Annotated in this window: 15 protein-coding genes; 7 read left to right on the forward strand and 8 right to left on the reverse strand. The window is 58.5% G+C overall.

Annotated elements, in window-relative coordinates:
- Positions 1–259: 259 nt before the first annotated feature.
- Both M5G20_RS27315 and soxR read right to left on the reverse strand, forming a co-directional pair.
- Entirely contained in the window at positions 260–718 is a 459-nt protein-coding gene (locus tag M5G20_RS27315; protein WP_273921759.1) for a VOC family protein, read from the reverse strand.
- A 204-nt stretch (positions 719–922) separates the two neighbouring features.
- Positions 923–1390, reverse strand: coding sequence for a redox-sensitive transcriptional activator SoxR (soxR, locus tag M5G20_RS27320; protein WP_273921760.1), 468 nt, complete (start codon positions 1388–1390; stop codon positions 923–925).
- Between the two features lie 95 nt (positions 1391–1485).
- Here soxR and M5G20_RS27325 point away from each other — a divergent pair, with 95 nt between their 5' ends.
- From M5G20_RS27325 to M5G20_RS27345, 5 genes are all read left to right on the forward strand, one after another.
- Positions 1486–1851 carry an antibiotic biosynthesis monooxygenase gene (locus M5G20_RS27325; protein WP_273921761.1) on the forward strand — a complete coding sequence of 122 codons (366 nt, stop codon included), beginning with the start codon at positions 1486–1488 and terminating at the stop codon, positions 1849–1851.
- Positions 1852–2018: 167 nt separating this feature from the next.
- On the forward strand, positions 2019–2288 hold the full coding sequence (locus tag M5G20_RS27330) for a hypothetical protein (RefSeq protein WP_273921762.1): 270 nt from the start codon (positions 2019–2021) through the stop codon (positions 2286–2288).
- Between the two features lie 101 nt (positions 2289–2389).
- A complete protein-coding gene (locus M5G20_RS27335) occupies positions 2390–3004 on the forward strand; it encodes a LysE family translocator (protein WP_273921763.1) in 615 nt (204 codons plus the stop codon).
- A 205-nt stretch (positions 3005–3209) separates the two neighbouring features.
- Positions 3210–4367 (forward strand): aminotransferase class V-fold PLP-dependent enzyme, encoded by a 1158-nt coding sequence (locus tag M5G20_RS27340; RefSeq protein WP_273921764.1) that lies wholly within the window; start codon positions 3210–3212, stop codon positions 4365–4367.
- A 63-nt stretch (positions 4368–4430) separates the two neighbouring features.
- A complete protein-coding gene (locus tag M5G20_RS27345) occupies positions 4431–6239 on the forward strand; it encodes an aminopeptidase P family protein (RefSeq protein WP_273921765.1) in 1809 nt (602 codons plus the stop codon).
- Here M5G20_RS27345 and M5G20_RS27350 read toward each other — a convergent pair.
- Complete coding sequence (locus M5G20_RS27350; protein WP_273921766.1) at positions 6232–7152, reverse strand: LysR family transcriptional regulator; 921 nt, start codon at positions 7150–7152, stop codon at positions 6232–6234. The genes M5G20_RS27345 and M5G20_RS27350 overlap by 8 nt on opposite strands.
- 104 nt (positions 7153–7256) lie before the next feature.
- On the opposite strand from M5G20_RS27350, the gene M5G20_RS27355 reads away from it, so the two are divergent.
- Entirely contained in the window at positions 7257–8255 is a 999-nt protein-coding gene (locus M5G20_RS27355) for a zinc-dependent alcohol dehydrogenase family protein (protein ID WP_273921767.1), read from the forward strand.
- Here the strand turns inward: M5G20_RS27355 and M5G20_RS27360 are convergent.
- Together M5G20_RS27360 and M5G20_RS27365 are read right to left on the reverse strand one after the other, a co-directional pair.
- Positions 8252–8842: a 2-hydroxychromene-2-carboxylate isomerase gene (locus tag M5G20_RS27360; RefSeq protein ID WP_273921768.1), complete on the reverse strand. Its 591-nt coding sequence runs from the start codon at positions 8840–8842 to the stop codon at positions 8252–8254. The genes M5G20_RS27355 and M5G20_RS27360 overlap by 4 nt on opposite strands.
- 36 nt (positions 8843–8878) lie before the next feature.
- Positions 8879–9607, reverse strand: coding sequence for an SDR family oxidoreductase (locus M5G20_RS27365; protein ID WP_150736103.1), 729 nt, complete (start codon positions 9605–9607; stop codon positions 8879–8881).
- A gap of 92 nt (positions 9608–9699) precedes the next feature.
- Between M5G20_RS27365 and M5G20_RS27370 the strand changes: the two genes are divergently transcribed.
- Positions 9700–10260, forward strand: a complete 561-nt coding sequence (locus M5G20_RS27370) for a TetR/AcrR family transcriptional regulator (protein ID WP_273921769.1) — start codon at positions 9700–9702, stop codon at positions 10258–10260.
- A gap of 15 nt (positions 10261–10275) precedes the next feature.
- Here M5G20_RS27370 and M5G20_RS27375 read toward each other — a convergent pair whose 3' ends face one another.
- From M5G20_RS27375 to M5G20_RS27385, 3 genes are all read right to left on the reverse strand, one after another.
- A complete protein-coding gene (locus M5G20_RS27375; RefSeq protein ID WP_273921770.1) occupies positions 10276–10557 on the reverse strand; it encodes a hypothetical protein in 282 nt (93 codons plus the stop codon).
- A 166-nt stretch (positions 10558–10723) separates the two neighbouring features.
- A complete protein-coding gene (gene rhtA / locus M5G20_RS27380; RefSeq protein ID WP_150736105.1) occupies positions 10724–11611 on the reverse strand; it encodes a threonine/homoserine exporter RhtA in 888 nt (295 codons plus the stop codon).
- A 155-nt stretch (positions 11612–11766) separates the two neighbouring features.
- The coding region (locus M5G20_RS27385) for a hypothetical protein (protein WP_273921771.1) at positions 11767–12033 on the reverse strand (267 nt) is incomplete at its 5' end.

A 12033-nucleotide genomic window follows, 5' to 3' on the forward strand; every position in this document is an offset into this window, starting at 1 on the left:
TGCATCTATATAGGACGGATGAGCACCCGAAATCCCGAAGGGTGATATGAAAGAAAATGTTTCGTGTTTTCTTTTCGTTCTCTGGCTTGGGCAAAATGCCCCTCAGGAACCGGGTTGCTGGCGATAGGCACCACGGGTTCAACATCGCCAGCAAGCGGGCTCCGGCAGGGGATTATTGGTATACACAAGACCTGTGAACAACCGGATTCCTGTGGGAGCTGGCTTGCCAGCGATGACGGCAGATCAAACACCTCAGGACTCAACCCTGCTGAAACATTTCCCTGGCCCGCTGCTCAATCTGCTCCTGAGTCAGATCTTCTTTACGTGTGGCCAGAAACCAAAGATGCCCATAGGGATCCTTCAACGTCCCGGAGCGGTCGCCATAGAACTGATCCTTGACCTCCGAGACCACGGTGCCGCCGGCGTCGATCGCCTGTTTGTAGGATTTATCCACATCGGTCACATACAAATGAAGGCCCACCGATGGTGAACTGTCCGGGTTGCTCAACGGCCCCTGATCGCACGGCGTGCCGAGCATGATCGGGCAGTCGCCGATACGCAGCTCGGCGTGACCGATGCCGCCGTCGGGCATGGACAGGCGCATGACTTCGATGGCGCCGAAGGCTTTTTTGTAGAAGTCGATGGCTTCAGCGGCTTTTGCGATGCCCAGATACGGGGTGATGCTGTGATAACCCTCTGGAATGGGTTTGACGCTCATGATCGTTCTCCTTTTTTATTGTGAGACGAAGATCGTTCTCCAGCCGAATCAGTGTAGGAGTTGCCGAAGAGTGCGATCTTTAGATTTTGATCTTCGGCAGTCTTCGAGTTCACAAAAATATCGCAGCCTGCGGCAGCTCGGGGGGCCCCGACTGCCGGAATGCAAGCCACTGTGGGAGTGAGTCTGTTCGAGATGGCCGCACCACTATTTCGGATCAACCCCCGATTCCAGCAGCCGCGCCCCCGGCCCTCGATCCCCAAGCACATCGCCAGAATTGCGTAACGGGCAAGCCTCCATCGACAGACACCCGCAGCCAATGCAGCCGTTGAGCTTGTCACGCAGCAAAGTCAATTGATTGATCCGCTCGTCCAGATCCCGGCTCCATTGCGCCGACAGTACTTTCCAGTCCGCCGCTGTTGGCGCGCGGTTATCCGGTAAAGCCTTGAGCGCCTCGCCAATGTCCGCCAAGGGAATGCCCAGGCGCTGAGCCACTTTGATCAGCGCCACACGGCGCAACACTTCCCGTGGATATCGCCGCTGGTTGCCCGGGTTGCGATTGCTTTTGATCAGCCCTTTGGACTCGTAAAAGTGCAACGCCGTGACCGCCACGCCGCTGCGTGCAGCCAATTGGCCGACGGTCAGTTCCTTGTGCAGTTTTTCCGGGGTGATCATTTGAAAAAAGCCTCTTGACCTCTAGTTAACTTGAGGTTTTACCCTGCACACCTTCGGATCGCAAGATTCGTTTTACTAATGAGTGGGGACAATTCATGCCAGTGTCTGAGAAAAATCGCAGCTTCACCCAATTGATCGAATTCGAAATCGAGCCTGGCCAGCAACCGGCACTGGTGTCGGCACTGTCACGGCAGACCGAGCACCTGGCCCGGCACCACAGTGGGTTTTTGAGTGCGAGCATCCAGGCCAGCGACGATGGCCGGCGAGTGCTCAATTATCTGCAATGGCAAACCCGCGAGGCCGGGGAAGCGGCGTTCCAGGGTTTTGAAAGCGGCGAACAGGATTTCTGGCAACTGATGCGCACCCATCAGGCGAAGACCGTGACCTTCGGTTCGTTCCAGGTGCTGCACAGCCTGGAACTCAGTCACGACCAGGCACTGCACTGCAATCTGGTGGGTTAGATCGACTGTTGCATCAAACGCTCGCCCTGCGCGCCGCCGTCCACCGCCACGAACGGTAATAGCGATCAAATCTCGATACCCACTATCGAGAGCGATGATTTCTGCCCGTCCAAAGGCGCGAGTAGCCTGTGTTCATTGCCCCGAACCCAGATGCCAGGACGTCGAACATGAAACCTCTAATCGCCACGTTGATGTTGCTCGCGGTCTCCGTTCTCGCCGGATGTGCCAGCCATGTTTCTCCGGAGTTGCGGCCCTACACCGCCGAAGAAACCCGGGAGCTGGCGCTGGAAGCGTTGAACCGTCGTGGCTTGTCCTTCGACGAATACCACGCGAAAAAAGCCGAATTGCTCGGCCAGCCACAGAAGACCTTCGGCTTCGACAAACAAGGTGAGATGAACGCCGAGCGAGCTGTACAGCTGCACGGTCGCCCAAGCTGAGTGAAGACTGTACTGGTGTAAGTTTTGCCCAACTGTCCGTGGGTTTCCTGCGGGGTGTGCGATAGGGTCAACACCTGACCGACCCTGATGGATTGCCACCCATGACACTCTCGCTTGATCTGCTGCTGGGCTTTGCCCTGTTTGCTCTCGTGACCTCAATCACGCCCGGCCCGAACAACACCATGTTGCTGGCATCCGGCGTGAACTTCGGCTTTAACCGCACGATCCCCCATATGCTGGGCATTACCTGCGGCTTTTTCGTGCTGGTGGTGGCGGTCGGTTTCGGCTTGGGCGCGGTGTTCCAGACGTATCCCTTGCTCTACACCGTGCTGCGATACGTCGGCGCGGCGTATTTGTTGTACCTGGCATGGAAAATCGCCCATTCCGGGCCGGTCTCGGACAGTGCCAAGGGTGACGCGAAACCGATCAGCTACCTCGGCGCCGCCGCGTTCCAATGGGTCAACCCCAAGGCCTGGATCATGGCCATCGGCGCAATCAGCACCTATACGCCGATGCAAGGCTATTTCACCAACGTGATTGTGATTGCGGCGGTTTTCGCCCTGATCAACCTGCCCAGTGTCGGTGTCTGGGCGGCGTGCGGCACGTTGTTGCGCAACGTTTTGAAGGATCGCCGCTGGCTGCGCCTGTTCAACTGGAGCATGGCGGCATTGCTGGTGGCGTCGCTGTATCCGATCCTGCTCGAAAGCTTCAGCTGACGCATTGCTTCAACCGATTGCCTGATGCCTGTTAAGCTCACTTTTCAGGAGCGTTCCTACGCACTTTTAAATGAAGTTGTGCTTCTTTAACGGCATCCGATCAGGTATTGGTAACGTTCTGAAAACCGGACGCAGCTCATAAGGCTGCGTTTCGCCGTTGCAGTCACGAGCCTCCTGATCCCGGAACACGCTCTGCGAGTTTTTTATGAATAAACGTCCACTGTATTTCGACTACGCCGCCACCACCCCGGTGGATCAGCGAGTCATCCAGGTCATGGTCGAGTGTCTGGGCTTTGACGGCAACTTCGGCAATCCGGCCTCCAGCTCCCACGCATTCGGCCAACAGGCCCGGCAAACGGTCGAGCAGGCGCGACGGCAGGTCGCCGAACTGGTCGGCGCCGAGGCTGAGCAAATCGTCTGGACCTCCGGCGCCACTGAATCCAACAACCTGGCCCTCAAGGGCGTCGCCCAGGCGCGCCGCGTTGCTGGCGGTCACATCATTACCAGTCAAATCGAACACAAGGCGATCCTCGACACTGCCCGGCAATTGCAGGACTCGGGCGTCGAGGTCACCTATCTGGTGCCGGACGCCGATGGCCTGATCACCGCGCAAGCCGTCAGCGATGTCATGCGCGATGACACCTTTTTGGTGTCGCTGATGTTGGTCAACAACGAGTTGGGTACAGTCAATGACATCCCGGCCATCGGCCAGGTGGTGCGCGAGCGCGGCGCGTTGTTTCATGTCGACGCGGCGCAGGGCGCGGGCAAAGTGAAGATCGACCTGGCCGAGTGGCCGGTAGATTTAATGTCGTTTTCGGCGCACAAGCTCTACGGCCCCAAAGGCATCGGCGCGTTGTACGTTGGCCCGCGGGCGCGGCCGCGTTTGCTGGCACAGATCCACGGTGGCGGACACGAAGGTGGCCTGCGCTCCGGCACCCTGGCGACCCACCAGATTGCCGCCATGGGCGCGGCCTTCGCCTTGGCCGCGGCTGCGTTCGACGAAGAAAAAGCCTTGATCGTGCGCCTGCGTGAACGCTTGCTCGATCCATTGCTGGGCATGCCCGGCGTGCGCCTCAATGGCAGCCCGACCCGACGTATACCGCACACCCTGAGCCTGACCTTCAGTGAGGGCGAGTTCAATTCAGCGGCCTTGCTCGCGTCGATCGCGTTTTCCGCGACCTCGGCGTGCAATTCCGCGAGCAATGCGCCGTCCCACGTGTTGCTGGCGCTGGGGCATGACGCCCGCTCGGCAAGTCGCACCATTCGCTTGAGCCTGGGACGTTTCACCACCGAGCAGGATATCGATCAAGCCGTACAGCTGATTAAAACAGCCTGCGCCAGTGCCCCGGCATTCTGGCAGTAAGGCGCAAAGCGCCGGCGTCGATCGGCACTGAACAATAATGATGAGTGGTTAGCAGGAGTCATGATGAATACGCAGGTTTCAATTACAGGATCGGTGCCTCAGCGCCTGGCGCATACCCGTGAGCTGATGAGCCGGGAGGGCATTCACGCCTTGCTGGTGCCGTCGGCAGATCCGCACTTGTCCGAATATCTGCCGGGTTACTGGCAAGGGCGTCAATGGTTGTCGGGTTTCCACGGTTCGGTCGGCACGCTGATCGTCACTGCGGATTTCGCCGGTGTCTGGGCGGACAGCCGTTATTGGGAGCAGGCGACCAAGGAACTCAAGGGCAGCGGCATCGAACTGGTCAAGCTGCAACCGGGCCAGCCGAGCCCGCTGGACTGGCTCGCCGAGCAAACCCCGGAAGGTGGCGTGGTCGCAGTCGATGGTGCGGTGATGGCCGTGGCCTCGGCGCGTACTCTGGGCGGCAAACTCGAAGAGCGCGGGGCACGACTGCGCACCGACATCGACCTGCTGAGCGAAGTCTGGAGCGATCGCCCGACGCTGCCGAACGCGCCGATCTACCAACACCTGCCTCCACAGGCGACCGTCAGCCGTGGCGAAAAACTCGCCAAACTGCGTGAAACCCTGCAGGCACGTGGCGCCGACTGGCATTTCATCGCCACCCTCGATGACATCGCCTGGCTGTTCAACCTGCGCGGTGGTGATGTCTCGTTCAACCCGGTATTCGTTTCCTTTGCCTTGATCAACCCACAACAGGCCACCCTGTTTGTGGCGCTGAGCAAGGTTGACGCCGAGCTGCGCGCGGTCCTGGAGCAGGATGGCGTGACCTTGCGTGATTACAGCGAAGTGGCCGATGCCCTGCGCGCAGTGCCGAACGGTGCAAGTCTGCTGGTCGATCCGGCGCGCGTCACTGCCGGTTTGCTGGATAACCTGAACGATGGCGTAAAACTGGTCGAAGGCCTGAATCCGACGACGCTGGCCAAGTCGCAGAAAAGCCTGGCCGACGCCGAACACATCCGTCGGGCCATGGAGCAGGACGGCGCGGCGCTGTGCGAATTTTTCACCTGGCTGGACTCGGCCTGGGGTCGCGAACGCATCACTGAACTGACCATTGATGAAAAACTCACCGCTGCCCGTGAACGTCGTCCGGATTATGTGTCGCTGAGCTTCAATACCATTGCCGCATTCAACGCCAACGGCGCCATGCCGCATTACCACGCCACCGAAGAAGAACACGCGGTGATCGAAGGCGACGGTCTGTTGCTGATCGACTCCGGTGGTCAGTACCTCGGCGGTACCACCGACATCACGCGGATGGTTGCGGTGGGGACACCGACTGCAGAGCAGAAACGCGACTGCACCCGCGTGCTCAAAGGCGTGATTGCCTTGTCCCGTGCGCAGTTCCCGAAAGGCATCCTGTCGCCGCTGCTGGACGCCATCGCACGTGCGCCGATCTGGGCCGAAAACGTCGATTACGGGCACGGCACCGGTCACGGCGTCGGCTACTTCCTCAATGTTCACGAAGGCCCGCAGGTCATTGCCTACCAGGCCGCTCCGGCACCTCAAACCGCGATGCTGCCGGGCATGATCACCTCCATCGAGCCAGGTACGTACCGTCCGGGTCGATGGGGCGTGCGCATTGAAAACCTTGCGATGAACCGCGAAGCAGGCAGCAGCGAGTTCGGTGAGTTCCTGAAGTTCGAAACCCTGACCCTGTGCCCGATCGATACCCGTTGCCTGGAAACCTCGTTGCTCAGTGAAGAGGAAAAACAATGGTTCAATGCCTACCACGCCGAAGTGCGTGAGCGCTTGAGCCCGTTGCTCGACGGCGCGGCCCTTGAGTGGCTGAACACGCGTACCGCGGCTATTTGATGGCTTGCAGCTCAGGCGCTGTTTCCAGCGCCTGACTCATGTAATCGACAAACGCTTTGACCCTGGCCGATTGGCGACGATTCGCCGGGGACAGGGCATGTATCGGCAGCGGCTGCGCGGTGTAGTCACGCAGCAACGCTGTCACTCTTCCGGCTTTCAGATCCTCGCTGAACAGCCACACCGGCGACAACGCCACCCCCAATCCCCCCAGAACCAACTCGCGAATCGCTTCGGAGTTGTTGCTCTGCGCATTGCCCTTGATTCGCACTTCATGCCGATGTGCGCCATGGTTGTAAACCCACACGTTTTGACTGGTCAGCAGATTGAACTGCAGGCAGTTGTGTCCGCGCAGATCTTCCGGCGTTTGCGGCTCGCCGTGTTGCGCCAGGTAATGCGGTGCCGCCACGGTCATCCGGTGGGTGGTGCCGATGTGGCGAGCTATCAGGCCGCTGTCACTCAACGCGCCAATCCTGAACGTGACGTCCAGACCTTCAGTCACCAGGTCCTGATTTTGATCACTCAGTTGCAAGTCAATCTGTATCCCGGGATAGCGCCTGAGAAACGCCGGCAGACGCGGAGCAATCTGCAGGCGCCCGAAACTCACGGAAGAACCGATTCGCAGTGGACCGGCGATGGTCTCCCGGCCAGACTGGAAGCTGTGTTCGGCGGCGTCCACGGCAGCGAGGATGTGCCGGCATTGGTCGTAGTAGCGCTGGCCTTCATCGGTCAGCGATAACTTTCGGGTGCTGCGGGTAATCAGCTTGCCGCCCAGTTCGCTTTCCAGTGCCTGTAGCATTTTGCTGATGGTCGGCTGACTGGTCTGCAACTCCCGGGCGACGGCGGAAAAACTGCCGCGTTCAACCACTCGGACGAAAATCGCCATTGCGTTCAATTTGTCCACGAGACGTCTCATTGATGCTGTCAGGGCATAGTCACTATAGCGATCTGGCGTCTTATCGGCATGAGTAGGTGGGTGGAAGATCATTCCTACAACCACCTCTGACGGGAGTATGCGAAATGACTGACTCATTGCACATGCGTGCGCTGATTGTTGACTCGGCTAATGCGCCGCTACGCTTGGCTTCCATTCCTCGGCCGACTCCAGGCGTGGGGCAGGTTCTGGTGCGGGTGGCGGCCAGCGGCTTGAATCCATTGGACGGGAAGATTCGGTCGGGCCAGGCCGCCCACGCGCGGCAGCCGTTGCCGGCAGTATTGGGCATGGATCTGGCGGGAACGGTGGAAGCGTTGGGGGAGGGGGTAAATGGCTGGACGCCGGGTGATGAGGTGTATGCGATGGCGACGGGGATTGGCGGAGTTCAGGGTTCGCTGGCTGAGTACGCGGTGGTCGATGCGCGGCTCTTGGCGCATAAGCCGGGCAATCTGGACATGCGCGAAGCGGCCGGGTTGCCATTGGTGCTGATTACGGCGTGGGAAGGATTGGTCGATCGCGCGCGGGTGCGGGCGGGGCAAAGAGTCTTGATTCACGGTGGTGCAGGAGGCGTCGGGCATGTTGCGGTGCAGATCGCCCGTGCATTCGGCGCGCAGGTGTTCGCTACGGGGGCTGCGCGCCATCAAGGGGTCATAGAGGACTTGGGCGCAACGTTTATCGATTACCGCCAGTCTCCAGTCGAGGCTTATGTGGCGGAGCACACGGACGGGGCGGGCTTCGATATCGTTTATGACACAGTGGGTGGTGAAGTTCTGGACGCATCATTCAGGGCCGCGCGGGTTTATCACGGCCATGTGGTGAGTTGTCTGGGATGGGGGCAGCACAGTCTCGCGCCGCTTTCATTTCGCGGGGCAACCTATTCCGGCGTATTCACGTTGCTGCCATTGCTGACGGGGGAGGGACTTGAACATCACGGGGAGATTCTTCGGCAAGCGGCGCGTTTGATCGAGGCTGGCAAAGTTAAACCCATTCTCGATCCGCGCCGGTTCACCTTGCAAACCGCCGACGCCGCCCATGAATTGCAGCAATCGGGAGCAGCGCAGGGGCGGTTGGTGGTCGAGATTTAACTCAGGGCTTCGAGGACGAAGTCCAGTCGATCCTGGCCGAAGAACAACTGGTTATCCACAAACATGCTTGGTGCACCAAACACGCCACGTTGCACAGCTTTTTCGGTATTGGCCTTGAGTACGGCTTTGACTTCGTCATCCGCGGTCAGGGCGAGTACTTCATTGGGATCGAAGTTGTTTTGGGTCAACACGGCTCCGACGGTGGCCGGTTCATCGAGGCTGCAGCCGTCAACCCACAGCGCTTTGAACAGGCAGTCGATGAACGCCAGAAAACGCTCGGGGTGGCGCAGCTGCATGCCAGTGACAGCACGCATCAACATGAGGGTGTTGATCGGGAAATGCGGATTGAACTTCAGTGGCACGCCATAACGTTTGGCGAAGCGGTCGAGGTCTTGAAACATGTAATGACCCTTGGCTGGAACAGTCGCCGGGGAAGCATTACCGGTGGCTTTGAAGACCCCGCCAAGCAGGATCGGGATGTAGAGGAGCTGGCTGTCGGTTTGCTCACAGATCTTGGGTAGCTGTGTGTATGCCAGGTAAGTGGCGGGGCTGCCCAGGTCGAAGTAGAACTCCACGGTTTTGCTCATGGTCGTTGCGCTCTGTTGTTGTTATAGGGGGAGGGCTTACCAGCGTTCGCTCCAGGGACGCAGGTCCAGCTCGAAGGTCCAGGCGTCGCGAGGCTGGCTGTGCAGGTACCAGTAGTTCTCGGCGATGTGTTCGGGGTTGAGAATGCCGTCCTGATCTTTGGTTGCGTACTTCTCGGGAAAACTGTCGCGAATGAAGTCGGTATCGATCGCACCGTCGACGATGATATGGGCGACGTGAATGTTCATCGGCCCCAGCTCACGGGCCATGCTTTGCGCCAGGGCACGGATGCCGTGCTTGGCGCCGGCGAACGCGGCAAATCCTGCAGCGCCTCGCATGCCGGCGGTTGCGCCAGTGAACAGTATCGTTCCGCGCTGACGCTTGGCCATGCGAATGGCCACTTCACGGGCGTTGAGAAAACCCGAGAAACAGGCCATTTCCCAGATCTTGAAATACTTGCGGGCAGTTTCTTCCAGAATGCTGCAAGGCACGTTGGCGCCGATGTTGAAAACGAATGCTTCGATGGGGCCGATCTCGCTTTCAATCTGCTCGACCAATGCCACCACATCGTCCTCTTTGCGCGCATCGCAAGCAAAGCCATGGGCTTCACCGCCGTCGGCCAGGATTGCGTCGACTAGCGGCTGGAGTTTGTCCGCGCTGCGGCGGGTGACGCAGGCGACGAATCCTTCCTGGGCAAAACGCTTGGCGATGGCGCCACCGGTAGAATCACCCGCACCAACGACCAGTACGACCTTCTTGTTATTCATGGGTAGATCCCTTTATTAAACGATCGTTAACTAAACGAACGTTATGCTACGATTTGATCAGCGTCAAGGCGATCAATCCTGAGGGAAAGGCAATGCGTTACTCGGCCAGTCACAAGTTGGAAACCAGAGAAAAACTCCTGCAAAGCAGTGCGGTATCGGCCAAGCGATCCGGTTTTTCCACGGTAGGTGTGGACGGCTTGATGAAGGCGATCGGCTTGAGTGGTGGGGCTTTCTACAGCCACTTCTCTTCAAAGGATGAGTTGTTTGCTTCAGTTGTCGAAAATGAGTTGAGGCAAAGTCTGGAACGATTGGGGGCCGAGCAGGATCGCGACAAGCTTGAGCGGTGCCTGAAGCAGTACCTGAGCATGTCCCATGTCGAACATCCGGAAACAGGTTGTGCACTGCCTGCGTTGGGCGCCGAGATCGCGCGTTCTGACGTGGCGATTCGTCTGCAGGCGGAGCACTGGATTTGTCAGTTGCAGGAGAGTTGGGCGCAGGTGCTGGAGAGCGACAGTTTGGCTTGGGCCATTCTGTCGCAATGTATCGGGGCGTTGGTGGTGGCGAGGATGCTGGCCACTACGGAGCTTCAGCATAAGGTGCTGAAGTCCAGTTACGATGAGATCGGACGGCAGATCGCAGGCCCTGGAGCCTGACGACGAGGTCGCAATCTACTTGCAGATGACGATCATGCTGCGACTGGTGTAGCCCGCTGGATTGAGGCCAAACGGATAGTCGCCCGGTTCCTCTACGGCATCCCCTGACTTGGCGATGACCTTGTATCCCTTCGGTGCGCACGAGTTGGCGGCACTGGCGTAGCACTGATCCCAGGATGACGACAGGCCTGAACAGTTGATGTGCAGCCCTTTCCTGCCGTGTTTGACCAGGGGCTTCGATGTCGCCGCGCAGCCCGCAATTGCAAGTACGGCGATCAATATCAAAATTCGTTTCATTGCTGTCCTTGTTGCTTTCCCGGATCTGACGCCCGGTCTGGCAGTATTCGCTTTCGCATGAAGCGTGCTGATTTCCCTGTCTTGAAAAGTCCATGGCTGACATTGGATTGCGGGCTAAACATGGCCTAAATGAGTGGCAAATACCAGAGCCTCTTCAAATCTTGCATCAATCCGCTGCAATCGCTGGCTTGGCAGAGCTCCCCATGGTCATGGTAGCGCCGACCGAAGCCAGGATGATGCACAAGATAGCCATCCACTGTGACAGGGACAGGTATTCCTGCAGGAACAGTAAGCCGGATAGCGCACCAATGGCGGGTTCGATGCTCATTAATGTCCCGAATGTCCTGGCTGGCATGCGGGTGAGGGCGACCATCTCCAGCGTATAGGGGAGTGCTGTGGACAGAATGGCAACTCCGAGGGCAATCGGGATCAGTGATGGGGTCAGCAGCGCGGCTCCCGCATGAACAATGCCTATGGGAGCTACGAACAGGGCGGCAATCATTACCCCCAATGCGGCTGTCTGCACACCATTGTCGGCGCCGGCCTTTTGCCCAAACAGAATGTACAGCGCCCAGCATACCCCGGCGCCCAATGCGTAGCCGGCACCTACCAGGTCGATACCTGCGGTCGTTGCACCCGTAGGTATCAGTAGGAGCAAGCCGAGAGCTGCAAGTGCGATCCACAGGAAATCGATTGCTCGACGTGAAGCGTAAATGGCGACTGCCAATGGCCCGGTGAACTCAAGGGCCACCGCGATACCCAGAGGCACTGTGCGCAAGGACATATAGAAGAGGAAATTCATGCCGCCCAGGGCCATGCCGTAGACGATGACGGTTCGCAGGGACTTCGCAGTCAGCTTCGCGCGCCATGGGCGCAGGAGCAGCAGCATGATTACGCTGGCAAAAATCAGGCGCAGAGTGGTGGTCCCTTGGGCACCAACAATGGGGAACATGCTTTTGGCCAGGGAGGCTCCGGACTGGATAGATGCCATGGCTATTATTAGCAGGCCGACCGAGAACAAGGTCGAGGCAAGGCTGCGAGGTTGGTCATTCATTAAGAGGCATCGTCCAAAGTGGGTGGAACTGGAGCGCTATTGTTGTGTTGAGCAATATACTGCGCATTCGTTGAGGGCGCGTCTATATATAAGCAGCGATTTTGCGCATCCTGATAGAAAAACCAAATCAGTGCTTGACGGCAGATTTCAGGTGTCTATAATTCGCCCCACTTCCGGCGCAGTCGAAACGGAAAACTCCTTGGTAAACAATGAGTTACGCAGTTTTCGGCAGCAGGCTGCTTCAGTTCATCGAAGCCAGAAGGAAGTTGAAAAAGAGGTGTTGACAGCAGCGTGTAACGCTGTAGAATTCGCCTCCCGCTGACGAGAGATCGAAAGCGCAAGTGGTTGAAGTTGTTAAGGAAATCCTTGAAAACTTCTGAAAATAACCACTTGACAGCAAATGAGGCTGCTGTAGAATGCGC

The organism is Pseudomonas sp. TNT2022 ID1044 (genome assembly GCF_028656895.1).
In the GTDB taxonomy this organism is placed as follows: Bacteria; Pseudomonadota; Gammaproteobacteria; order Pseudomonadales; family Pseudomonadaceae; genus Aquipseudomonas; species Aquipseudomonas reinekei.

Coding starts and splice junctions, on each gene's coding strand:
- M5G20_RS27315 (WP_273921759.1), bottom strand. CDS start 718: ATGAGCGTCAAACCCATTCCAGAGGGTTATCACAGCATCACCCCGTAT.
- soxR (WP_273921760.1), bottom strand. CDS start 1,390: ATGATCACCCCGGAAAAACTGCACAAGGAACTGACCGTCGGCCAATTG.
- M5G20_RS27325 (WP_273921761.1), top strand. CDS start 1,486: ATGCCAGTGTCTGAGAAAAATCGCAGCTTCACCCAATTGATCGAATTC.
- M5G20_RS27330 (WP_273921762.1), top strand. CDS start 2,019: ATGAAACCTCTAATCGCCACGTTGATGTTGCTCGCGGTCTCCGTTCTC.
- M5G20_RS27335 (WP_273921763.1), top strand. CDS start 2,390: ATGACACTCTCGCTTGATCTGCTGCTGGGCTTTGCCCTGTTTGCTCTC.
- M5G20_RS27340 (WP_273921764.1), top strand. CDS start 3,210: ATGAATAAACGTCCACTGTATTTCGACTACGCCGCCACCACCCCGGTG.
- M5G20_RS27345 (WP_273921765.1), top strand. CDS start 4,431: ATGAATACGCAGGTTTCAATTACAGGATCGGTGCCTCAGCGCCTGGCG.
- M5G20_RS27350 (WP_273921766.1), bottom strand. CDS start 7,152: ATGAGACGTCTCGTGGACAAATTGAACGCAATGGCGATTTTCGTCCGA.
- M5G20_RS27355 (WP_273921767.1), top strand. CDS start 7,257: ATGACTGACTCATTGCACATGCGTGCGCTGATTGTTGACTCGGCTAAT.
- M5G20_RS27360 (WP_273921768.1), bottom strand. CDS start 8,842: ATGAGCAAAACCGTGGAGTTCTACTTCGACCTGGGCAGCCCCGCCACT.
- M5G20_RS27365 (WP_150736103.1), bottom strand. CDS start 9,607: ATGAATAACAAGAAGGTCGTACTGGTCGTTGGTGCGGGTGATTCTACC.
- M5G20_RS27370 (WP_273921769.1), top strand. CDS start 9,700: ATGCGTTACTCGGCCAGTCACAAGTTGGAAACCAGAGAAAAACTCCTG.
- M5G20_RS27375 (WP_273921770.1), bottom strand. CDS start 10,557: ATGAAACGAATTTTGATATTGATCGCCGTACTTGCAATTGCGGGCTGC.
- rhtA (WP_150736105.1), bottom strand. CDS start 11,611: ATGAATGACCAACCTCGCAGCCTTGCCTCGACCTTGTTCTCGGTCGGC.